The organism is Castellaniella denitrificans, assembly GCF_042653765.1.
Classification (GTDB): domain Bacteria; phylum Pseudomonadota; class Gammaproteobacteria; order Burkholderiales; family Burkholderiaceae_B; genus Castellaniella; species Castellaniella denitrificans.
Genome location: NZ_JBHSEZ010000001.1, coordinates 961,613 through 983,861 on the forward strand (window position 1 = coordinate 961,613; position 22,249 = coordinate 983,861).

Consider the following 22,249-nt stretch of genomic DNA (forward strand, 5'->3'; position numbering starts at 1 on the left):
TCAATGGGACTGCCCGCCGGGGGATTCCACGGCCGGCAGATCCATCTGTGTCTGGGGCGGCAGGCCGGGCGGCGCCACCACCCCCATGGACACGACGTATTTCAGTGCCGTCTCCACCGACATGTCGAGCACCTGGACATCGGCGCGCGGCATCATCAGGAAGAAACCCGACGTCGGGTTGGGCGTCGTGGGCACGTAGACGCTGACGAAATCGCCGTCCAGCAGCGTGGCGATCTCGGTGCAGGGAGTTCCGGTCAGGAAACCGATGGTCCAGGCGCCCTGGCGCGGATACTGCACCAGCACGGCCTCGCGGAAGGCCTGGCCGTTGGGCGCGAAGACGGTGTCGCTGACCTGCTTGACCGAATTATAAATGGAGCGCACCAGGGGGATGCGCCCCAGCAGGGATTCCCAGCGCGACAGGATGGCGCGGCCGATGAAATTGGCGCAGAACAGCCCCGTGAGCAGGATCACGGCCAGGACCAGGACCAGTTCGAACCCCGGAATCGCCACCCCGAACAGGGCCTCTGGCGAGAGGAACGAAGGCACCAGGGACATGAGGGTGCCGATCAGGACGGTCAGCACCCAGACCGTGGCCACCAGCGGCAGCCAGATCAGCAGGCCGGTGATGAAGTAGCGTTTGAGGAAGCGCATGGGTTCCGGGAATCAGCCCGACGTCGAGGCGGGCGGCGTGCCGCCGGAGGCGGGAGCCGCGCCCGGCGCGGCCCCGCCCGCCGCGTCGGCGGATTTCGGGGCGGATTTCCCGCCCCCGCGAAAATCGGTGGCGTACCAGCCGGTGCCCTTCAGGCGGAAGCCGGCCGCGGTCACCTGTTTTTCATAGGTGTCCTGGCCGCAGGCCGGGCAGGTCTTCAGCGGAGGATCCGAAATTTTCCGCAGCACGTCCTGCTCATGACCGCAGCGGCTGCAACGATAGGCATAGATAGGCACGGCAATACTTCCGAAATGATCGACCGCCTGGATTTTAATCCTTTCAACTAAACGAGTTGGGCAGCAGGAACATCACGGCGGCCACCAGCGTCGGCACGGCGGCCGCCCCCAGCAGCTTCAGCGGCGAAATCGAGCCGTCGCCGAAGCAGCCCTTCAGGATGGAGAAGCCGGCCGGGTTGGGTGCGTTGGCGATCACGGTCAGGCCGCCGCCCGTCACGGCGCCGGCCACCAGCATGTAGCGCCAGAGATCGCTGGTGCCCTCGACCAGCGAGCCCAGGTAGGTCAGGGCCGCGTTGTCGGTGACCGCCGTCAGGGCGGTGGCTCCCAGGTACAGGACGTAGGGAGACAGGCCGCCCAGCAGGTCCTGGAGCCACCATTGCTGCAGGCCGCCCAGCACCACCAGGCCCGCCAGGAAGAAGCCGACCATCAGGCCTTCGCGCAGCAGCAGGGGCGACTGGTGCCGCTTGTAGGCGTGGGCATAGCCGATGAACAGCACCAGCAGGGCCATGAAGATCTGCATGTGATGCGAGGCCAGCACGACGCACACCAGGAACAGCACGTGCACGGCCATGACCACGGGGGACACCGGCGGGCGGCGCTCGCCCTCGTCCTCCTGGACGCCGAGGCTGCCGTTGAGCAGGAAGGGCCGGCAGATCAGTGTCAGGACCAGGCCGTTGACCAGCACGGCGAGCGCGGCACGCCAGCCGAAGTGGGCCGCCATGAAAGCCGTGTCCCAGCCGAAGGTATGGGCCACCATCAGCACCGGCGGCGCGGCGTAGGCCGTCAGCACCCCGCCGATGGACACGTTGACGAACAGCACGCCGACGGTCAGGTATTTGAAGCCGTCCTGGCCGGGCCGGCGGAAATAGGCCTGGCGCAGCAGCAGGGCGGCCAGGGTCATGGCGGCCGGCTCCGTGATCAGCGAGCCCGACAGCGGCACCAGGGTCATGATGACGAAGAAGCGCGACAGTTCGCCGGCCACGGGCAGCAGGCGCGACACCACGCCGACCAGCAGGCGGACCAGCTCGATGATGGGCCGGCTGGCCGCCACCACCATGATCACGAACACGAAGGCCGGCTCGGTGAAGTTGCGCGTGTCGAGGTATTCGACCGCCCCGTGCACCCCCAGGGTCAGCCCCATCCACACGAACAGCGCACAGGCCCAGACGCCGAACACGGCCTCGACTTCGGACAGCAGGTGCCACAGGCCGGCGTGCGGCCCGCCCTTGTTGGCCAGGCGGGCGAAGACGGGTACGGAAAACGTGTGGATGATGGCGATGGCAAACAGAATGCTTGCCACGACCTCGGTATGACTGACCATGTCCGGGTCCTGTGTGAGAGGCTGAAGGGGGGGATTCAGGCGTTGCCCAGGATCAGGCGCGCGCCCTTTTCGGCAATCATGATCGTCGGCGAATTGGTGTTGCCCGAGGTGATGACCGGCATGATGGACGCATCGATCACCCGCAGGCTTTCCAGCCCCCGGACGCGCAGTTCCGGATCCACCACGGCCAACGGATCGACGCCCATTTTACATGTGCCCACCGGATGGAAGATGGTGGTGCCGATGTCGCCCGCCGCGGCTTCCAGCGCCTCCTGGGTCTGGACGGCGTCGCCCGGCAGGTATTCGCCGGGCTGGTAGCGCGCCATCGCGGGCTGGGCCATGATGCGCCGCGTCAGGCGCAGGGCGTCGGCCGCCACGGCGCGGTCTTCCGGGGTCTGCAGGTAGTTGCAGAGGATTTCCGGGGCGTCGGCGGCGTTGGGCGAGACGACGCGCACGTGGCCCCGGCTGCCGGGCTGCAGGTTGCAGACCGAGGCCGTCAGGGCCGGGAAATCGTGCAGCGGATCGCCGAACTTGTCCAGCGACAGGGGCTGGACGTGGTATTCCAGATTGGGACGGAGCCGCGACGGATCCGAACGCGCGAAGGCTCCCAGCTGCGAGGGCGCCATGGAGAGCGGCCCGCTGCGGAACAGGGCGTACTGCAGGCCCATCGAAGCCTTGCCCCACCAGGAATGGACCAGGGTGTTCAGGGTGCGCGCGCCCCGCAGGCGATAGATCATGCGCAGCTGGAGATGGTCCTGGAGGTTCTCGCCCACGCCGGGCAGGTCCAGCACCACCGGGATGCCCAGCTTGCGCAGGCGTTCCACGGGACCGACGCCGGAGACCTGGAGCAGTTGGGGCGAGCCGATGGCGCCCGCCGCCAGGATGAGTTCCCGCCGCGCCACGGCGCGCAGGCGGCCGCCGTCGGCCACGCAATCGACCCCGGTGGCGCGGCGCCCGGAAAAACGGATGCGTTCCACCCGCACACCGGTCATCACGCGCAGCGTGTCCCGGTGCATGACGGGACGCAGGAAGGCCTTGGCCGCGTTCCAGCGCACGCCCCGGCGCTGGTTGACCTCGAAGTAGTTGCAGCCGGCGTTGTCGCCCCGGTTGAAGTCGTCGGTGCGCCCGATGCCCGCCTGGGCCGCCGCGTCGCGGAAGGCGTCGAGCACGTCCCAGCGCAGGCGCTGGGGCTCGACCCGCCAGGTGCCCGAGGCGCCGTGGAATTCGCTGGCCCCGGCATGGTGGTCCTCGACGTCCTTGAACAGCGGCAGCACGTCGGCCCAGGCCCAGCCCGGATTGCCGAGCGCCGCCCAGCCGTCGTAGTCGGCGGCCTGGCCGCGCAGGTAGAGCATGCCGTTGATCGAGGACGAGCCGCCCAGCACCCGGCCGCGCGGATAGCCCAGGGAACGGTAGTTCAGGCCCGGGTCCGGCTGGGTGTGGTAGCACCAGTCGGTGCGCGGGTTGCCGATGCAATACAGGTAGCCGACGGGGATGTGGATCCAGCGCCAGTCGTCGGTGCCGCCCGCCTCGAGCAGCAGGACCCGGTGTTCGCGCGACAGGCGGTTGGCCAGCAGGCAGCCGGCCGAGCCGGCGCCCACGATGACGTAATCGAATTCCAGCGCGGCGGCGTCCGGCGTTCCTGCGGTCATGGCGTGCGGTCTCCTGCGGGGCCGTCGGGCGGCTCCGTCGTTCTTTCTGATGGAGCCCAGTCTATCCGCAACGCCGGGCCGGCGCCAGACGGCCCCGCGGAAGACCGCCCGGATCCACGGCCGCGCGCAGCGCGACGACCGGCCTGGCGGGCCCTAGAGCCAGGGGCGCAGCGCCGTGCCGGCCAGGGCGGCGACGATCAGCAGCACGCCGACCTGCATGTTGGAGCGGAACAGGCGCAGGCCGCGTTCCGGGTGGCGCACGTCGAAGACGCGCACCTGCCAGGCGAAGTGGCCGGCGATGACGGCCATGACCAGGTAATAGGGCCAGTCCATGCCCATCCCCCAGCCCGACGCGGTCCACAAGGCCGCCGTGGCGGCGTACATGCCGCCGATCCAGGCCCGGCCCTGGTCACCGAAGCGCATGGCGACCGATTTCAGGCCCAGCATGCGGTCGTCGCGCAGGTCGATGTAGGCATAGATGGCGTCGTAGCCGATCTGCCACAGCACCGCCCCCAGCCACATGGCCACGGCGTACCAGGGCACCGCGTCGCGCGTGTCGGACCAGGCCATCAGCATGCCCCAGTTGAAGGCCGCCCCCAGCACGGCCTGCGGCCAGTAGGTGTAGCGCTTGCACAGGGGATAGATCACCACCAGCGGCAGCAGCGCCAGCGCCAGCCAGCGGCTGTAGGCGTTGATGGCCAGCAGCAGCGTGGCGCTGACCAGCATCTGCGCCACGGCGAACCACAGCGCCGCCCGCAGCGTGAGCTGGCCGCTGGTCAGGGGGCGGAAGCGCGTGCGTTCGACGCGATGGTCGAAATCCCGGTCGAAGATGTCGTTGAAGGTGCAGCCCACGCCGCGCATCAGCAGCGCGCCCAGGGAAAACACCACGATGCGCCACAGGGTCGGCAGGCCATCGGCCGCCTGGACCAGCGCGGCCAGCGCCGGCAGCAGGGTCAGCCAGGTGCCGACGGGCCGGTCCAGCCGGCACAGGCGCGCGTAGGGTCCCCAGGACGCGGGCAGCCAGCGGGCCACCCAGTCGTCGAAACGCATGTCCGACAGGTCGGGGCCGGCCCGCCCCGGACGGGAGGGAGAGCCGCCCGCCGTCATGCGCGCTCGGGCGCCGGGCCGATGAGCTCGCCCAGCGTGCGCACGCCGGCGCGGATGCGGTCCTCGGGCACGGTGACGAAGCTCAGGCGCAGGGTGTTCACCGGCGCGTCGGCGCCGGCGTAGAACGGCGCGCCCGGTACGAAGGCCACGTTGCGCTGGATCGCCGCCTGCAGCAATTGCGTGGTGTCGATGGATTCGCGCAGCGTGACCCAGATGAACATGCCGCCCTCGGGGCGCGTCCAGCGCGCGTCGGACGGGAAATGGGCCTGCAGGGCATCGAGCATGTAGCCGCACTGGCGGCGGTAGAGCTCGCGCACTTTCGGCAGGTGCTCGCGCAGGAAGCCACCGCGCACGGCCTCGTACACCGCCATCTGGGTGACCGTCGCGGTGTGCAGGTCGGTGGCCTGCTTGATCTGCACGAGCTTGGAGATGATGTGGCGCGGCGCCACGACGTAGCCCAGGCGCATGCCGGGCGCCAGGACCTTGGAAAAGGTGCCCAGGCGGATCACCGTGGCGCCCGCCGGACGGCCCAGTTCGAGCAGGCCGGGCTGCGGTTCGCCCGCGTAGCGCAGTTCGCCGTAGGGATCGTCCTCGATGATGGGCAGGCCCAGGAGGGCGCAGCGTTCGACCAGGGCCTGGCGGCGCGCGCGGTCCAGCGTCAGGCCGGTGGGATTCTGGAAATTGGGCAGCACGTAGATGAAGCGCGCGTCCCGGACGAGATCGTCGTCGAGGGCTTCGGGCACCAGGCCGCGCTCGTCGGTGGGCACGGCCCGGTATTCCGGCTGAAACTGGGAGAACGATTGCAGGGCGCCGAGGTAGCTGGGGGCTTCGACCAGCACCCGCGAGCCCTGGTCGATGAACAGCTTGCCGAGCATGTCCAGCGCCTGCTGCGAACCCGACACGATCAGGACTTCCTCGGGGTCGATGTCCAGCCCCGGGCGCGACAGGTCCCGGGCCACCCATTCGCGCAACGGCGTGTAGCCTTCGGTGCGGCCGTACTGCAACGCCGTGGCGCCCTGGGTGGCCAGCACCTTGTCGAAGGCCGCCCGCAGTTCGGGGATCGGAAATCCTTCGGGCGAGGGCAGGCCGCCGGCGAACGAGATGACCTCGGGCCGTTCGGTGATCTTGAGGATTTCGCGGATGGCCGAGCTGGTGAGCTGGTTGGCGCGTTGGGAAAAAAGCGTGCGGGAGACGGACGTGTCCATGATTGATTCCGAATGGGGGCCTGCCTTGTGGGCCGGTCGATTGGAAAACGCCGGCCGGCCCGGATCCGCGGGCGGTCGGCGCAGGTGAAGTCTTCTATATTAAATCAAGCGCGCTTGCGGGGCCATGGGCCGCCCACCGGAAGATCGCACGGGCACGCCGGCTACGGCCGCCGCGCGGCCCCGATGAAAATGGCGGGATCCACACGCGCGTCGTTCAGGCTGACGTTCCAGTGCAGATGCGGCCCCGTGGCGCGGCCGGTCGCGCCCACCCTGCCCACCACGGCGCCGCGCGCGACTTCGTCGCCCGCCTTCACGCCGATGGCCGACAGGTGGCAGAACATGCTGACGAAGCCCTGTCCATGGTCGATGAACACGGTCTTGCCGTTGAAGAAATAATCCCCCACCAGCGTCACCCGCCCGGCGGCCGGCGCCTTGACGGGCGTGCCGGCCGGCACGGCGAAATCCAGGCCCGAATGAGGATTGCGTTCCTCGCCGTTGAAGAAGCGCCGCAGGCCGAACGGGCTGGACAGGCGTCCGCCGGCGACGGGGCGGTCGAGCATGACGTTGCTCGGCACGACGCCGTCCCGGTACGTGCGATAGGCGGCCAGCTGCAGGTCGAGTTCGCGCTGGATCCGCTTCAGATCGTCGGGGTCGGGCGTGACCTGCCGGCGGTTCTTCAGCGTGATGTGCTGGGCCGCGTATTGCTTGGCGCGGACCTCGAACGGGGCCGCCGGGCCGCCCTGCACCCGCAGGGACTGGCGCCCCGGCCTGGTGCCCAGGGGAATGCCCACCAGGGCGATCCACTGCCCGTCGCTGTCGCGGACCACCAGGACGCGCCGGCCTTCATAGCTGGCCCGCGGCGCCTGGCCGCCGTCCCCGAGGGACACCACCGCCACGCCGCCCGGCACGGGCGTGTCGAGCGTACGGCCGATATAGCCCCGCGCGCCGGCCGGCAGGGCCGCCAGGGCCGCGGCCAGCAGCGCCAGGCCGCCGGCCAGGCGGGACAGTCTCGGACTACTGATATGCATGCGCTCGCAATATGCCCTCTTTGGCGGGAATTGTAGCCACATCATTGCTCCAGGGCTCGATCCGGCGGGCGATGTGGGCCAGGGCCTCCTCGACCTGGTCGATCAGGATCAGGCACAGGTCGCCGGGCTCCAGGCCGTCCAGCGCGGCGTCGATGGCCAGGAATTCGCCGTGGATCTCTTCCAGGCGGCTCATGCGCCGGGCCGCTCCCAGGCCTTCGCGCAGCAGGGCCAGGACCTCGCCGTCGCCGCGCCCGCGCTGGCACTGGTCCTGGTACAGGACGACCGTGTCGAACACGTCGCCCAGGATCTCCGTCTGGCGCCGGATGTCCTGGTCGCGCCGGTCCCCCGCTCCGCTGATCACCACGGTGCGGCGCCGCGCGGGCATGGTCTCGACGGCCTCCGCCAGCGCCAGGATCGCGTCCGGGTTGTGGCCGTAGTCGGCGATCAGAGTGGCGCCCCGATGGTCGAACACGTTGAAGCGGCCCGGCACGGTCCCGGCGTCGTTGACGAACGAGGCCAGGCCCGCCTGGATGCGCACCCAGTCCACGCCCAGGGCCCAGGCCGCGGCGGCGGCGGCCATGGCGTTCTCGACCTGGAAGCCGATGCAGCCGGCGCGGGTCAGGGGCACGGCCGCCAGCTCGATGCGCGTCTCGGCGCCGGCTTCCGCGAACACCAGGTCGCCCTGGTCCACGAACGCCACCCGGCCTCCCTGGGCCCGATGGGTCTCGATCACCGGATGGCGGCCGTCGCGGGCGAAGAAGGTGACCCGGCCGGGGCAGCCGGACGCCATCTGGGCGACGATGGGGTCCTGGGCGTTGAGGACGGCCATGCCCGTCGGCGCCACGTTCTCGACGATAACGCGCTTGACGATGGCCAGGTCCTCGACCGTGCTGATGTAGTTCAGCCCCAGGTGGTCGCCGATCCCGATGTTGGTCACCACGGCCACGTCGCAGCGGTCGAAGCCCAGGCCCTCGCGCAGGATGCCGCCGCGCGCGGTCTCGAAGACCGCCATGTCCACGCCCGGGTGCAGCAGCACGTTGCGCGCGCTGCGCGGCCCGCTGCAGTCGCCCGTGTCGATGCGCCGGCCGCCGACGTAGACGCCGTCGGAATTGGTCATGCCCACGCAGGCGCCCGACTGGGCGCACAAATGCGCGAGCAGGCGCACGGTCGTGGTCTTGCCGTTGGTGCCCGTCACCGCCGCCACCGGGATGCGGCCGGTCTCGCCGGGGGGGAACAGCATGTCGATGATGGCGGCGCCCACGTCGCGCCCCGTGCCGAAGGACGGGTTCAGGTGCATGCGCAGGCCGGGCGCCGCGTTGACCTCGACGAAGCAGCCGGTTTCCGCCGTCAGCGGCTGGTAGACGTCCCGGCTCACCAGGTCGATGCCGCAGACGTCCAGGCCCACCATGCGCGCCGCCATGACGGCGCTGGCGGCCAGGTCCGGGTGCACGTGGTCGGTCACGTCCGTGGCGGTCCCGCCCGTGCTCAGGTTGGCGTTGTTGCGCAGCACCACGCAGACGCCGGGCGCCGGCACCGAATCGGGACCGCAGCCCTGGGCGGCCATCGTGTTCAGGGCGATTTCGTCGAGCCGGATGCGCGTCAGCGACGTGCCGTGGCCCTCGCCGCGCAGCGGGTCCTGGTTGATCTGCTCGACCAGTTCCGCGATGGTGCGGTGGCCGTCGCCCACCACCTGGGGCGGATCGCGCCGCGCCGCCGCGACCAGGCGGTCGCCCACCACCAGCAGGCGGAAGTCATGGCCGGGGAAATAGCGTTCCACCAGCACGCCCGAGCCATGGGCGCGGGCCACGGCATAGGCGGCCATCACCGGCTCGCGTCCCTGCACGTTCACGGCCACGCCCTTGCCCTGGTTGCCGTCCAGCGGCTTGACCACCACGGGCCCGCCGATTTCCCGGGCGGCCGCCCAGGCGTCCTCGGCATCTTCCACGCAGCGGCCCCGGGGCACGGAGACGCCTGCCGAGGCGAGCAGCGCCTTGGTCAGAGCCTTGTCCTGGGCGATGGCCTCGGCGATGGCCCCGCTGGCGTCGGTCTCGGCCGCCTGGATGCGGCGCTGGCGGCACCCCCAGCCGAACTGCACCAGGCTGCCCTCGGTGAGCCGCCGGTACGGGATGCCCCTGCGCACGGCGGCCTGCACGATGGAGCCGGTGCTGGGGCCCAGCCGCACGTCCTCGTACAGGGCCTTCAGTTCGGCGATCACCGCGCCCGGGTCGAAAGGCTCGTCGCGCAGCGTGGCCATGCACAGCGCCAGCGCCTGGTCGAACGCCAGGCGGCCGACGGCTTCCTCGACGTACTCGATCACCACCTGGTAGATGCCCGGCTCCAGGGTCTGCGCGGTGCGGCAGAAGGCCACCGGGCAGCCCGCCTGGGTCTGCAGCCGCAGGGCCGCGACCGCCAGGATGTGCGCCAGCGAATGGACGCCCTCCAGGCCCGGGGGCCGGGGCAGGTCGATGTCCGGAAAACGGGCGCGCAGGCGCGTTTCGAACGCCTCCATGTCGCCGATCGCGCGCTCGCTCTCGGAGCAGGCGACGATGGCCTCGATCGCGGTCTGGCGCGACCACAGATTGGGCCCGCGCAGGGCCCGGACTCGGGAGACTTCCATGATGACCAATGTCCTTGGAGGGTGAGGGGGTGGGGCCCGGCGGCCATCCCGCCGGACCCGGAAGGAATCAGGCGGCGAGCGGCGGCTCGTCAGGCAGCTGGCGGGCGTTCCAGATGCGCAGGCCGACACGCATGCGCTCGACGTCCATTCCCAGCGCCCAGGCCACGGCCAGGGCCGCCAGCACCGGCGCCGGACCGTCGGCGTCGATGGCCGGGGCGAGTTCGTCCAGGCCGATCACCGGGATCTGGATCCCGCCTTCGGCCAGCACCGCCACGCCTCCGTGCACGGACACGGCGCGCCCGCCGCCGTCCAGATGGGCACGCAGGGCCTCTCCGTCGGGGTCCAGCCCGTAGAACAGCACGGTCCCGTCGCACAGCGGCGCCAGTTCCGCCGTCAGGGGGTCGTCCGCGTTCAGGACGGCCGCTCCGCCCGGCAGGACGACGTCCACCTGGGTGCGGAAGATCCGCGCCAGCTGGTCCGGCGTTTCCATGTAGAACTCGGGCCAGGTCGCGTCCGGATCGATGCCGGTGACCACGCCGACCTGGCAGCGGTCGTAGGCCAGGCCCTCGCCCAGGATGGCGCGGCCGCCGTTCTCGATCACGGCGTATTCGACCGCCCGGTTCAGCAGGACGCGGCGCCCGGCCTCCCAGTGGGCGGAATCCTGCGCCGTCACCTGCGTCGCCCCCATGAACAGCCCCTCGGACGAAGCCAGGCCCACCACGCGCCCGGTCAGGCGCAGCAGGTGGGCGACCAGGTGCGCGACCGGCGCGGTGCGCCGGCTGCCGCTGATCCCGATCACCGGGATGCGCCCGTCCTCGGGCGCGGGGAACAGATCGTCGATGATGGCGCGGCCGACCGGCCGGGGCGTGCCCACGGCGGGCTTCAGGTGCATCAGCAGGCCGGGGCCGGCGTTGACCTCGACGATGGCCGCCCCCTGCTCGGCCAGGGGCCGGGAAATGTCGCGCGCCACCAGGTCGACCCCGGCGATGTCCAGCCCGACCACGCGGGCCGCCAGCGCCACCTGCTCGGCCACATCGGGATGCACCTCGTCGGTGACGTCGATGGACACGTTGCCGCTGCGCTGCACGAGCACCGCCCGGCCGCGCTCGGGGACGGCGTCGCCGTGCAGGCCCTGGCGCTCCAGTTCCAGGCGGGCCGCCGAATCCAGGCGGATGAAATTCAGGGGATGGTCCTCGTCGCGGCCGCGGCGGGGATCGGAATTGAGCTGGCTTTCGATCAGCTGCAGCACGGTGGACGTCCCGTCGCCCACCACCATCGCGGCCTCGCCACGCGCGGCGGCCACCACGCGGCCGCCCACCACCAGCAGGCGGTGCTCGTCGCCCTGGATGAATCGTTCGACCATGACGCCGCTGCCCTCGTCCACCGCCACGGCATAGGCGGCCTCGATCTGCTCGCGCGTGTTCAGGCAGGTGAAGACGCCGCGTCCATGGTTGCCGTCCGAGGGCTTGACCACCACCGGCAGCCCCAGTTCCCGGGCCACGTCCCAGGCATCGGCGGCGCTGTCGACCAGGCGGCCCTCGGGTACCGGCACGCCGCAGGCCTGCAGCAGCCGGCGGGTCAGGTCCTTGTCGCGCGAAATGCTTTCCGCGATGGCGCTGGTGCGGCTGGTTTCCGCGGTCCAGATCCGCTGCTGGCGGGCGCCGTAGCCCAATTGCAACAGATTGGCGTCGCTCAGGCGGATCGCCGGGATGTCGCGGTCGTCGGCCGCGTCGACGATGCACGCCGTGCTGGGCCCGAGGCTCAGGGTATCGGCCAGGTCCTTCAGCCGCTCGACCGCGCCCGCCACGTCGAAGGGCCGGTCCTCGATGGCGGCCATCACCAGGTCGCGCGCGATGTGCAGCGCCTCGCGCGTCAGCGGTTCGTGCCAGGCGCGCACGATCACCTTGTAGACGCCGCGCAACGGCGTTTCCCGCGCGCGCCCCAGCCCGCCCGGCATGCCGGCCAGGCTCTGCAATTCCAGCGTGACGTGCTCCAGGATGTGGGCCGGCCAGGTTCCCTCGCGCACCCGCTTGAGGAAGCCGCCGCGCTCGCCCACGCTGCAGCGGTGCTCGACCAGGGACGGCAGCCAGGCGCTCAGACGCTCGTAGAAACCGGGGATGAGATTGGACGGGCAGTCCTCGAGGTCGTGGATGTCCACCAGCGCCTCGATGACGGGCCGGTAGGCCCAGATGTTCGGCCCCCGCAAATGCACCATATTGAGAAACTCAATATCATTATTGTTCATGATCGAACCATGCGTCAGGGGGTGCCGGAACCGGCGAAAACGGCCGCTTTTTTTGCCGCCGGGCCGCCCCAAGACCCGCCCCCTTGTGGAGGAGGGGCAGCAAGCCGAAGGCGCAGCGCGGGGGCCTTTTTCAGGGGCCGCTGAAAAACATCGGCACACATATTAATCTCGCCGTTATTGCGCGGCATGAAAAAAACGTTGAAAATTGTGACGCGATTTCGTGCGCTGACAATGCCCTGAAATCGCGCTGACAGGCCCCTGAATACTGCCCGATCCCGCCCCCCGATCCGCGACCTTCCCCTCCCCTCCCGACCACCTCCATTCATGCAGGGCCCTTCCTCCGATTCCTCGCCGGCCGATCCGTGCCCGCCGGGCCTGCCCGAGCCGTGGCGCGTCGTCCTGGCCGCGCAACTGGCCGCCGGCGAACGCGTCCTGGGCTGGCTGCGCACCGACCTGGACGCCCACCTGCGCTACGGCGACGGGCTGATCGTCCTGACCGACCGCCGCTGGCTGTCCTGCGGGACCGATGCCCAGGCCAGCCGTTCCTGGCCGCTGCGCCCCGACCTGGAGGCGCGGCTGCAGGACCACGCCGGCGTGGGCAGCCTGGAGCTGGCCGACGGCCATGCCCGCCTGTCGCGCTGGCGCTACACGCTGGAACGCCAGCCCGAGGCCCAGCGCCTGGCCGCCGCCTGGCAGGCGCTGCGCGACCCGGCGCGGCCCGGCGCGCCCGCCGACGCGCCCGCCACCGCCCCGGCGCCGGCCGCACCGCGCGCCAGTTCCCTGTTCCGCCTGTGGCGCTTCGCCCGCCCCTACGGGCGGCAACTGGCCGCCGGCCTGGCCCTGACCCTGGCGGCCACGGCGGCCTCGCTGGTCCCGCCCTATCTCACCATGCCGCTGATGGACGACGTGCTGATCCCGTTCCAGAATGGAGTCCCGATCGACTATCGCCTGGTGACGCTCTACCTGGGCGGCCTGCTGGCCTCCTCGATCCTCGCCTGGGGACTGGGCTGGGCGCGCAGCGCCATCCTGGCCTGGGTCAGCGAACGCATCGGCGCCGACCTGCGCACCGCCACCTATCAGCATCTGCAGCAACTGTCCCTGCAGTACTTCGGCGGCAAGCGCACCGGCGACCTGATCGCCCGCATCGGCTCGGAATCCGACCGCATCTGCCTGTTCCTGTCCCTGCACCTGCTGGACTTCGTCACCGACGTGCTCATGATCGCGATGACGGCGGCCGTGCTGCTGACGATCGATCCGGTACTGGCGCTGGCGACCCTGGCGCCGCTGCCGCTCATCCTCTGGATGATCCACTGGGTGCGCGACCGCCTGCGCCACGGCTTCGAGAAAGCCGACCGCGTCTGGTCGGACATCACCAACGTGCTGGCCGACACCATCCCCGGCATCCGGGTGGTCAAGGCCTTCGCCCAGGAACGCCGGGAAGTCGCGCGCTTCCGCGAAGCCAACGACCGCAACCTGGCCATCAACGACCGCGTCAACGCCCTCTGGTCCCTGTTCACGCCCACGGTCACGCTGCTGACGGAACTGGGCCTGCTGGTGGTGTGGATCTTCGGCATCTGGCTGGTGTCCCGGGGCTCGATCACCGTCGGCGTGCTGACCGCGTTCCTGGCCTACATCAGCCGCTTCTACGTGCGCCTGGATTCGATGAGCCGCATCGTCTCGACCACCCAGCGGGCCGCGGCCGGCGCCAAGCGCATCTTCGACATCCTCGACCACGTCTCCAGCGTGCCGGAACCCGCCGAGCCGCACCGCGCCGAACACGTCCAGGGCCGCATCGAGCTCAGCCACGTCAGCTTCCGCTACGGCAGCCGCACGGTGATCCACGACCTGAGCCTGGACATCGCCCCGGGCGAGATGGTCGGCCTGGTCGGCCACAGCGGCTCGGGCAAGAGCACCCTGGTCAACCTGATCTGCCGCTTCTACGACGTATCCGGCGGCTCGATCCGCCTGGACGGCACGGACATCCGCCGCTACGCCATCGCCGACTACCGCCGCCACATCGGCCTGGTGCTGCAGGAGCCCTTCCTGTTCTACGGCACGGTGGCGGAGAACATCGCCTACGGACGCCCGGACGCCACCCGCGCGGAGATCGTCGCCGCCGCCCGCGCCGCCCATGCCCACGAATTCATCCTGCGCCTGCCGCACGGCTACGACTCGCTGGTCGGCGAACGCGGCCAGGCTCTGTCCGGCGGGGAACGCCAGCGCATCTCCATCGCCCGCGCGCTGCTGATCGACCCGCCCATCCTGATCCTGGACGAGGCCACCTCGTCCGTGGACACCACCACGGAAAACGAGATCCAGAAGGCGCTGGACAACCTGGTGCGGGGCCGCACGACGATCTCCATCGCCCACCGCCTCAGCACGCTGCGCGAGGCCGACCGCCTGGTGGTCATGGACCGCGGACGGATCGTGGAGATCGGCCGCCACGAGGAACTGCTGGCCCGCGACGGCGCCTACGCCCGCCTCCATCGGGCCCAGTTGCAGGGCCAGTCCCCGGTGGATCCTCCCGGCTGGGACGAGGCCGACGACGACGCCGAGGAGGCCCCGGATGCGCCCTGACACCCTGCCGGCGGATGCCGGCGCCCGCCTTTCACCGGCCCGCCAGGCGGCCGGTCCGGCACCCGTCCGCCCGGACTGGTCGCTGGCGCGCGACGCCTTCGGCCGGCTGATGCTGGTCCGCGCCGGACAGCCCGACACACCGGTGACGCCGGTCCGCGGCTTTCCCTTCACCGCGCCCGACGAGGGCATCGCCCTGGTCGGCGCGCAGGGCCCGGAACTGGCCTGGATCGAACGCCTGGACGCGCTGCCGGCCGAGACGCGGCGCCTGCTGGACGAGGAACTGGCCCAGCGGGAATTCAGGCCGGAAATCCTGCGCATCCGCCACGCCTCGACCTGGGCGACGCCCAGCCACTGGGACGTGGACACGGACCGGGGACCGACCCGCCTGACCCTGAAGGCCGAGGAGGACATCCGCCGCCTGCCGGCCTCGTCCCTGCTGATCGTCGACGCCCACGGCGTGCAGTTCCTGGTGCGCGACACGGCGGCGCTGGACAAGGCCAGCCGCCGCATCCTGGATCATTTCCTGTAGACCGCGCCGGGCGGTTCCCGCATCGGACGGCCGCGGGCCGCGTCTCCCTGCGGCTTCGCGCCCGCGAGCCGTTCAGACGGCGGCCGCCAGGCTCGGCAGCCCCAGGTCCCAGGTGCCGGGCAGCAGGCAGCGCAGCGCCTCGCGCGAAGCGTCGATGCAGCCACCCTCGGCATACACGCCGCCTGGATCGCGCAAGCGCATCATGCGCTCCAGGATGCGGGACGTCGCCGCCGGATCGGCCAGGGACTCGGCCACGCGGGCCTCGACCACCGATTCGTCCATCCACGCGCGGGCGCCGTCCCGGCGCAGGCCGTCGCGCCAGTGATGGAGCTCCACGCACTTCGACACCAGGGTGTAGGGCTGGTCGGGCTTCCAGAAATTCGTGAAGCGGCCCGAGCCCAGGTAGAACACCCAGGATCCCTCGTAGCCCTCGACCTCGGCCGAGGCGGCGTCGGGATTGCGGAACCACAGCCGGTCGCCCGGGACGTAGTAGCGGGACGGCAGCGGGGCCTGCAGCGATCCGTATTCCCGCAGGAACACGTCGTGGAAGGCGCCCGACTGGATCGCCCGCGTCCGCCATTGGCATTGCAGCGCCGCCAGGGCGGACGGATGGCTCTCGGCCAGCTCCTGGGCCAGCGCCAGCAGGAGCACGTATTCCGTCGCCCGGTAGCACGAGAAGGAGAACAGCCGGCCCGACAGGTCCGGCCAGAGCGTGCGTTCGAGCGAGGGGATCAGTTCGTGGCCCGGTTTCAGGATGAAGCCGGTTTCCTCGGTCCAGGACCAGCAGTCGGGGCGCTCGGCCTGCTCGGTGTCGAAGGCCAGCACCGTGCGCCGGGCGGCCTGGACGATGCGGCGGCGCACGCGCACGGCCGCGGCCCATTCCGCCACGCTGGGAAAATCGAAACGCACGGGCGACAGCAGCAGGGCGACGAAGATCTCTTTTTCCAGGTCCGGCTCGTGCGCTTCCGGGTCCAGCGCCAGGGTCCGCGCGATCCCGGTCGTGTCGCCGTCCGGCGCCCAGCGCCCGGCCGCATCGCGGGCCAGGCGGAAATCCCGGTACGCCCCCTGGGCGTCGATCCCGCGCGTTTCCTCGACAGCGGCGGCCCAACGCCCATCGGACAGCCAGGCCGACAGGCCATCGGCGCCAGCGCCCGCCAGGGGGCCACGGATCCGCACACCAGCAATCGCATTCACGGCCGCCGCCTTCGCTCGAAAAAGAAAAGCATCATGCTAAAGAGAAGCGGCCGGCGCGGCTGTAACCTATGGATACCGCGCCGTCCGCATGCGGAAAGACCGCCGTCACCCATCCTGGGTCCGGCCGATCACGTCCCGCAATTCCGGCAGCGCCCGCCGCGCCGCCCGCTCGCCCTCGTCGATCGCGATCGACGCGCGGTGATAGTCCATCAGGGCGAAATCCGCCAGCCGGGGCCGGATCAGCACGTCCGCCGGCTCCCCCGCGAGGCGGCCCCGCGTGATGCGCACCTGCATGATGTTCAGGCTGAGGCTCAGCACGTCGAAGATCGACGGCATGTCCGCCGACGGCGCCCCGCCCCGCGCGCCCCCGAGTCCCAGCGGCAGCCTGCTCAGCACGGACGCGAGGGCGCCGGGCACCGCGGCCTCGGACGCCTGGCGCGCCTCGTCCGGCTTGAGGCGCCGTCCGATCAGGTCCGAATTCAGGTCCACCGCGATGACGATGTCCGCCCCCATCGCGCGGCACAGGGATACGGGCACCGGATTCACCAGCGCGCCGTCGACCAGCAGGCGCTCCTCGCGCCGCGCGGGCGTGAACAGGCCCGGCAAGGCGGCCGAGGCGCGCACGGCGTCGATGACGGAGCCCTCGCGCAGCCAGACTTCCCGCCCCGTCGCCAGTTCGGTGGCGACCGCCCCGTAGACCTTGGGCAGGCTGTCGATCGTCTTGTCGTCCAGGTGCGAGCGCAGGAAGGAAAACAGCTTCTCGCCGGGGATCAGGCCGCCGCTGACGGTGAAATCCAGCAGGCCCACCACGCCCTGCCAGGTCAGGCTCCGGACCCAGGCCTCGAACTTTTCCAGCTGGCCGTCCGCGTAGGCCGCGCCGACCAGCGCGCCGATCGAAGTCCCGCACACGATGTCCGGGACGATGCCGGCCTCTTCCAGGATGCGGATGATGCCGATGTGCGACCAGCCGCGCGCCGACCCGCTGCCGAGGGCCAGTCCGATCCTGGGCTGGGAGACGCGCATGGCGGCTCTTCCCCGGAACCCGTCGGGAGGTTTCAGAACGGAATGTCGTCGTCCATGTCGGCCAGGTTGCTGGCCGGGGCCGCCGCCGGGGCGGCGGGACGCGGTTGCTGTTGCTGCTGCGGCGCGCGCCGGGCCGGCGGCTGGGAGAAGCCGCCCGAATCGCCGCCGCCCATCTCGCCGCCGCTGTCGCGCCCGCCCAGCATCTGCATCTGGTCGGCGACGATTTCGGTGCTGTAGCGGTCGGCGCCGGTTTCCTTGTCCTGCCACTTGCGGGTCTTCAGGCGGCCCTCGACGTAGACCGAGCGGCCTTTCTTCAGGTATTCGCCGGCGATCTCGGCCAGGCGGTTGTAGAACACCACGCGGTGCCATTCGGTTTCTTCCCGGCGCTCGCCGCTGGCCTTGTCCTTCCATTGGGACGTGGTGGCGATGGACACGTTGCAGATGGCGGCGCCGTCCGGGCTGTAGCGGACTTCGGGGTCGCGCCCCAGGTTGCCGACGAGGATGACTTTGTTGACGGAGGCCATGGCGGAAAATCCTGTAGTTGAACGATGTGGCTGCCATTATCGGGGACGCGGGCCGTCCCGGGCACATCGAAATGCATCAAATGATCATTATCGCCCACGCGGGTTTTCCACTACAAGCGATCCCCGCGTCAGGACTTCACGTCCTTGAACCCGCGCGCCGTATACAGCCAGACCGCCGCCAGCATGGCGCCGGCCCAGAACACCATGGAAGGACCGCCGGTACGCGCCAGGATGCCCCCCAGCACGCCGCCGGCGAACACCCCCAGGGACTGGGCGGTGTTGTAGAACCCCAGCGCCAGGCCCTTGTAGGCGGGCGGCGCCACGCGCGACACCAGCGAGGGCTGCAGGGCCTCCAGGATGTTGAAGGCCACGAAGAAGGCGACGAAGGCCGACACCACCAGCCAGAAGGAATCGGTCAGCCAGGGCAGCGCCCCCAGCACCACCGCCAGGCCCAGCACCGCCCATTCGAGCGCGGGCTTGTGGGCCTTGCGCGTCTCGGTATAGAAGACGGCCGGCACCATCAGGACGAAGGACGCCAGGATGACCGGCAGGTAGACCTGCCACAGGCTGGCGGAATCGTAGCCCCCCAGGCGGCCCAGCAGGCCCGGCGCCACCATGAACAGCGACATCAGGATGAAATGCAGGCAGAAGACGCCGAAATTCAGGCGCAACAGGTCGCGGTGGCCCAGCACGTCGTGCGCCGTGGCCTGGACGATGTCGGCTTCGGAGCGCGGCACGTCCGGCACGAAGAACATCGCGATCAGCAGACAGGCGAAGCCCAGCAGACTGATCGCCCAGAACAGCCCCGACAGGCCGAACTCGCCCACCAGCAGGGGCGAGAGCACCAGCGACAGGGCGAAGGAAACCCCGATCGACCCGCCCACCATGGCCATGGCGCGCGTGCGGACCTCGGGGCGGGTGGCGTCGGCGATCCAGGCCGTGATGGCGGCCGACACGGCCCCCAGCCCCTGCACCACGCGGCCGACCGTCACCCAGTCCACATCGTTGGTCAGGGCGCAGATCACTCCGCCCGCCACGAACAGCAGCATGCCGAAGACGATCACCGGGCGGCGCCCGTAGCGGTCGGACGCCATGCCCAGAGGAATCTGCATGATCGCCTGGGTCAGGCCGTACGCCCCCAGGGCCAGCCCCACCCGCACCGGATCGTCGCCCCCCGCCAGGGTGCGCGCCGCCACGGCGAAGATCGGCGTCAGCAGGAACAGGCCCAGCATCCGGGCGGCGAACAGGGTCGCCAGGGCGATGCTGCTGCGCCGTTCCAGGGGAGTCAGCCGGAGCGCGGGCGGGCGCGGACGGGAAGATGCGGACATGGGGAAGGCCAAAAGAAGGAGAGCTGCGCGTTATAGTATCAAGTTGGCCTTTGAAAAACCTGAACTCCCCTACCGGCATGGACGCCATCAGCATCCGCGGCGCGCGCACCCACAATCTGAAGAACGTCTCGGTCGACCTGCCCCGGCGCAAGCTGGTCGTGCTCACGGGCCTGTCCGGCTCCGGGAAATCGTCCCTGGCCTTCGACACCCTGTACGCCGAAGGCCAGCGCCGCTACGTCGAAAGCCTGTCGGCCTACGCGCGGCAGTTCCTGCAGATGATGGACAAGCCCGACGTGGACGTCATCACCGGCCTGTCGCCCGCCATCGCCATCGAACAGAAGACCGCCGGCCACAACCCGCGCTCGACCGTGGGCACGGTCACCGAGATCCACGACTACCTGCGCCTGCTGTACGCCCGGGTCGGCACCCCCTACTGCCCGGACCACGACCTGCCGTTGCGGGCGCAGAGCGTCAGCCAGATGGTGGACCAGGTCCTGTCCCGTCCCGAGGACAGCCGCGTGGCCATCCTGGCGCCGGTGGCCCGCGCCCGGCAGGACGACCTGACGGCCGAATGCCGCCGCCTGCAGGCGCTGGGCTTCGTGCGGGTCCGCATCAACGGCGTCATCCAGCCGCTGGACGGCGGCGCGCCGCCGGCCGCGACGGACGGCCCCTGGGACCTGGACGTGGTCGTGGACCGGCTGCGCGTGCGCCCCGACAGCCGCCAGCGGCTGGCCGAAAGCTTCGAGACCGCGCTGGAGCTGGCGCAGGGCCGCGCCCTGGCGCTGGACCTGGACACCGGACGGGAACAGGCCTTTTCCGCCGCCTACGCCTGCCCGGTCTGCGCGCGCGGCATGGGCGCGCTGGAGCCGCGCCTGTTCAGCTTCAACAACCCCGCCGGCGCCTGTCCGACCTGCAACGGCCTGGGCCAGGTGGAATCCTTCGACCCGGCGCGCGTCGTCGCCTTCCCCGAGCTGAGCCTGGCCGCCGGCGCCATCCACGGCTGGGACCGCCGCAACGCCTTCAGCTACGCCATGATGGCCAGCCTGGCGCGGCACTACGGCTTCGACCTGGACGCGCCCTTCCAGTCGCTGGATCCGGACGTGCGCCATCACATCCTGCACGGCTCCGACGGCCAGGAGATCGCCTTCCAGTACCTGGGCGAGGGCGGCATCCCCGCCCTGAAGCGGCACGCCTTCGAGGGCATCATCCCCAACCTGGAACGGCGCTGGCGCGAAACGCATTCCAGCGCCGTGCGCGAGGAGCTCGGCCGGCTGCGCCATCTGATCCTCTGTCCGGAATGCCGGGGCGCCCGCCTGTGCTCCGAGGCCCGCAACGTCCTCATCGGCCAGGATCCCGGCCCCGGCGAGCGGCGCGGCCGCGCCCTGTATGAAATCGAATCCCTGTCGCTGGCCGACTGCCGGCAATGGTTCCTCGACTGGTCGCCGGACGGCGCGCGGCGCGAGGTCGCCGACCGCATCATCCAGGAAATCCGCGCCCGGCTGGACTTCCTGGTCAACGTGGGCCTGGGCTACCTGTCCCTGGACCGGGGCGCCGACACCCTGTCCGGCGGCGAGGCCCAGCGCATCCGCCTGGCCAGCCAGATCGGCTCGGGCCTGACCGGCGTCATGTACGTGCTCGACGAACCGTCCATCGGCCTGCACCAGCGCGACAACCACCGCCTGATCGAAACCCTGCGGCAACTGCGCGACCTGGGCAACAGCGTGATCGTGGTCGAGCACGACGAGGACATGATCCGCGCCGCCGACCACGTGCTGGACATGGGTCCGGGCGCGGGCGAGCAGGGCGGCTGCGTGGTCGCCCAGGGCACGCCGGCGGAAATCATGGCGCACCCCCAGTCGCTGACCGGCCAGTACCTGGCGGGCACGCGGCGGATCGCCATTCCGGAACGCCGCCCGGTCGGGCCGGACCAGGCCTGGCTGCGCGTCCTGGGGTGCCGGGGCAACAACCTGCGATCCGTCGATCTGGCCATTCCGGTCGGCCGCCTGACCTGCGTCACCGGTGTGTCGGGATCGGGCAAGTCCACCCTGATCAACGATACCCTGGTGGCCGCGCTGGCCCAGGCGCTGAACCGCGCCCAGGCCGACCCCGCCCCGCACGACCGCATCGAGGGCCTGGACGCCTTCGACAAGATCATCAGCGTGGACCAGAACCCCATCGGTCGCACGCCGCGCAGCAACCCGGCGACCTACACGGGCCTGTTCACGCCCATCCGCGAGCTGTACGCGGGGGTGCCCGAGGCCCGCCTGCGCGGCTACGACCCGGGACGCTTTTCCTTCAACGTCAAGGGCGGACGCTGCGAAGCCTGCCAGGGCGACGGCGTGGTGCGCGTGGAAATGCACTTCCTGCCCGACATGTACGTGCCCTGCGAGGTCTGCGAGGGCCGCCGCTACAACCGCGAAACCCTGGACATCCGCTACCGGGGCCTGTCCATCAGCGAAGTCCTGGACCTGACGGTGGCCCAGGCCCTGGAACTGTTCCAGGCGGTGCCCGCCGTGGCCCGCAAGCTGCAGACCCTGATGGACGTCGGCCTGTCCTACATCCGCCTGGGCCAGAGCGCCACCACCCTGTCGGGCGGCGAGGCGCAGCGCATCAAGCTGTCGCAGGAGCTGTCCCGGCGCGGCTCGGAGCGCACCCTGTACGTGCTGGACGAACCCACCACCGGCCTGCACTTCCACGACATCGACGTGCTGCTGGACGTGCTGCGCCGCCTGGTGGACGCGGGCAGCACCGTCCTAGTGATCGAGCACAACCTGGACGTGATCAAGACCGCCGACTGGATCGTGGACCTGGGGCCCGAAGGCGGCGCGGGCGGCGGCCGGATCGTCGCCCAGGGCACGCCGGAGACCGTGGCCGCCACGCCCGGCAGCCACACCGGCCAATGGCTCAAGGGCGTGCTGGCGCCGCGCGGCGCCCGGGATCCCTCCTAGGATCGGGAC

General features: G+C 70.7%; 15 protein-coding genes and 1 pseudogene. 3 read left to right on the forward strand and 13 right to left on the reverse strand.

Translation table 11 applies throughout. The annotated features are described in order from the left end of the window. From ACFO27_RS04545 to ACFO27_RS04585, 9 genes and pseudogenes are all read right to left on the reverse strand, one after another. Nucleotides 1-651 carry a DUF502 domain-containing protein gene (locus ACFO27_RS04545; protein ID WP_376816207.1) on the reverse strand — a complete coding sequence of 217 codons (651 nt, stop codon included), beginning with the start codon at nt 649-651 and terminating at the stop codon, nt 1-3. Nucleotides 652-663: 12 nt separating this feature from the next. Next, entirely contained in the window at nt 664-897 is a 234-nt protein-coding gene (locus ACFO27_RS04550) for an FmdB family zinc ribbon protein (RefSeq protein WP_323025220.1), read from the reverse strand. Nucleotides 898-988: 91 nt separating this feature from the next. Continuing rightward, nucleotides 989-2,266, reverse strand: coding sequence for a putative Na+/H+ antiporter (locus ACFO27_RS04555; protein ID WP_376816208.1), 1,278 nt, complete (start codon nt 2,264-2,266; stop codon nt 989-991). A gap of 35 nt (nt 2,267-2,301) precedes the next feature. Beyond that, nucleotides 2,302-3,915: a GMC family oxidoreductase gene (locus ACFO27_RS04560; protein WP_376816209.1), complete on the reverse strand. Its 1,614-nt coding sequence runs from the start codon at nt 3,913-3,915 to the stop codon at nt 2,302-2,304. Between the two features lie 153 nt (nt 3,916-4,068). Next, a complete protein-coding gene (gene ubiA / locus ACFO27_RS04565) occupies nt 4,069-5,022 on the reverse strand; it encodes a 4-hydroxybenzoate octaprenyltransferase (protein WP_376816210.1) in 954 nt (317 codons plus the stop codon). After that, nucleotides 5,019-6,227 (reverse strand): aminotransferase-like domain-containing protein, encoded by a 1,209-nt coding sequence (locus ACFO27_RS04570; protein WP_376816211.1) that lies wholly within the window; start codon nt 6,225-6,227, stop codon nt 5,019-5,021. The genes ubiA and ACFO27_RS04570 overlap by 4 nt, the downstream gene beginning before the upstream one ends. 161 nt (nt 6,228-6,388) lie before the next feature. Continuing rightward, nucleotides 6,389-7,255 carry a peptidoglycan DD-metalloendopeptidase family protein gene (locus tag ACFO27_RS04575; RefSeq protein WP_376816212.1) on the reverse strand — a complete coding sequence of 289 codons (867 nt, stop codon included), beginning with the start codon at nt 7,253-7,255 and terminating at the stop codon, nt 6,389-6,391. Then, nucleotides 7,242-9,872 carry a cyanophycin synthetase gene (gene cphA, locus ACFO27_RS04580; RefSeq protein ID WP_376816213.1) on the reverse strand — a complete coding sequence of 877 codons (2,631 nt, stop codon included), beginning with the start codon at nt 9,870-9,872 and terminating at the stop codon, nt 7,242-7,244. The genes ACFO27_RS04575 and cphA overlap by 14 nt, the downstream gene beginning before the upstream one ends. 94 nt (nt 9,873-9,966) lie before the next feature. Beyond that, nucleotides 9,967-12,117: pseudogene (locus ACFO27_RS04585) on the reverse strand (cyanophycin synthetase); the annotation flags it as partial. Between the two features lie 324 nt (nt 12,118-12,441). Between ACFO27_RS04585 and ACFO27_RS04590 the strand changes: the two are divergent. Together ACFO27_RS04590 and ACFO27_RS04595 are read left to right on the forward strand one after the other, a co-directional pair. After that, nucleotides 12,442-14,694 (forward strand): cyanophycin metabolism-associated ABC transporter, encoded by a 2,253-nt coding sequence (locus ACFO27_RS04590; protein ID WP_376816214.1) that lies wholly within the window; start codon nt 12,442-12,444, stop codon nt 14,692-14,694. Further along, nucleotides 14,684-15,223: a cyanophycin metabolism-associated DUF1854 family protein gene (locus ACFO27_RS04595; protein WP_376816215.1), complete on the forward strand. Its 540-nt coding sequence runs from the start codon at nt 14,684-14,686 to the stop codon at nt 15,221-15,223. Before ACFO27_RS04590 ends, ACFO27_RS04595 begins: the two co-directional genes overlap by 11 nt. A gap of 72 nt (nt 15,224-15,295) precedes the next feature. On the opposite strand, the gene ACFO27_RS04600 is transcribed toward ACFO27_RS04595, so the two are convergent. The 4 genes from ACFO27_RS04600 to ACFO27_RS04615 all read right to left on the reverse strand — a co-directional run bounded on the left by ACFO27_RS04600 (nt 15,296) and on the right by ACFO27_RS04615 (nt 19,292). Continuing rightward, on the reverse strand, nt 15,296-16,417 hold the full coding sequence (locus ACFO27_RS04600) for a hypothetical protein (RefSeq protein ID WP_376816216.1): 1,122 nt from the start codon (nt 16,415-16,417) through the stop codon (nt 15,296-15,298). A gap of 105 nt (nt 16,418-16,522) precedes the next feature. Beyond that, complete coding sequence (locus tag ACFO27_RS04605; protein WP_376816217.1) at nt 16,523-17,440, reverse strand: patatin-like phospholipase family protein; 918 nt, start codon at nt 17,438-17,440, stop codon at nt 16,523-16,525. 32 nt (nt 17,441-17,472) lie between these two features. After that, the gene (ssb, locus tag ACFO27_RS04610; RefSeq protein ID WP_376816218.1) at nt 17,473-17,964 is read right to left on the reverse strand and encodes a single-stranded DNA-binding protein; all 492 of its coding nucleotides are present in this window, start codon (nt 17,962-17,964) and stop codon (nt 17,473-17,475) included. Between the two features lie 128 nt (nt 17,965-18,092). Then, nucleotides 18,093-19,292 carry an MFS transporter gene (locus ACFO27_RS04615; protein ID WP_376816219.1) on the reverse strand — a complete coding sequence of 400 codons (1,200 nt, stop codon included), beginning with the start codon at nt 19,290-19,292 and terminating at the stop codon, nt 18,093-18,095. A 77-nt stretch (nt 19,293-19,369) separates the two neighbouring features. On the opposite strand from ACFO27_RS04615, the gene uvrA reads away from it, so the two are divergent. Beyond that, entirely contained in the window at nt 19,370-22,240 is a 2,871-nt protein-coding gene (uvrA, locus tag ACFO27_RS04620) for an excinuclease ABC subunit UvrA (protein WP_376816220.1), read from the forward strand. Nucleotides 22,241-22,249 lie beyond the last annotated feature (9 nt).

Coding starts and splice junctions, on each gene's coding strand:
- ACFO27_RS04595 (WP_376816215.1), top strand. CDS start 14,684: ATGCGCCCTGACACCCTGCCGGCGGATGCCGGCGCCCGCCTTTCACCG.
- ACFO27_RS04545 (WP_376816207.1), bottom strand. CDS start 651: ATGCGCTTCCTCAAACGCTACTTCATCACCGGCCTGCTGATCTGGCTG.
- uvrA (WP_376816220.1), top strand. CDS start 19,370: ATGGACGCCATCAGCATCCGCGGCGCGCGCACCCACAATCTGAAGAAC.
- ACFO27_RS04575 (WP_376816212.1), bottom strand. CDS start 7,255: ATGCATATCAGTAGTCCGAGACTGTCCCGCCTGGCCGGCGGCCTGGCG.
- ACFO27_RS04605 (WP_376816217.1), bottom strand. CDS start 17,440: ATGCGCGTCTCCCAGCCCAGGATCGGACTGGCCCTCGGCAGCGGGTCG.
- ACFO27_RS04570 (WP_376816211.1), bottom strand. CDS start 6,227: ATGGACACGTCCGTCTCCCGCACGCTTTTTTCCCAACGCGCCAACCAG.
- ubiA (WP_376816210.1), bottom strand. CDS start 5,022: ATGACGGCGGGCGGCTCTCCCTCCCGTCCGGGGCGGGCCGGCCCCGAC.
- ssb (WP_376816218.1), bottom strand. CDS start 17,964: ATGGCCTCCGTCAACAAAGTCATCCTCGTCGGCAACCTGGGGCGCGAC.
- ACFO27_RS04555 (WP_376816208.1), bottom strand. CDS start 2,266: ATGGTCAGTCATACCGAGGTCGTGGCAAGCATTCTGTTTGCCATCGCC.
- ACFO27_RS04590 (WP_376816214.1), top strand. CDS start 12,442: ATGCAGGGCCCTTCCTCCGATTCCTCGCCGGCCGATCCGTGCCCGCCG.
- ACFO27_RS04560 (WP_376816209.1), bottom strand. CDS start 3,915: ATGACCGCAGGAACGCCGGACGCCGCCGCGCTGGAATTCGATTACGTC.
- ACFO27_RS04615 (WP_376816219.1), bottom strand. CDS start 19,292: ATGTCCGCATCTTCCCGTCCGCGCCCGCCCGCGCTCCGGCTGACTCCC.
- cphA (WP_376816213.1), bottom strand. CDS start 9,872: ATGGAAGTCTCCCGAGTCCGGGCCCTGCGCGGGCCCAATCTGTGGTCG.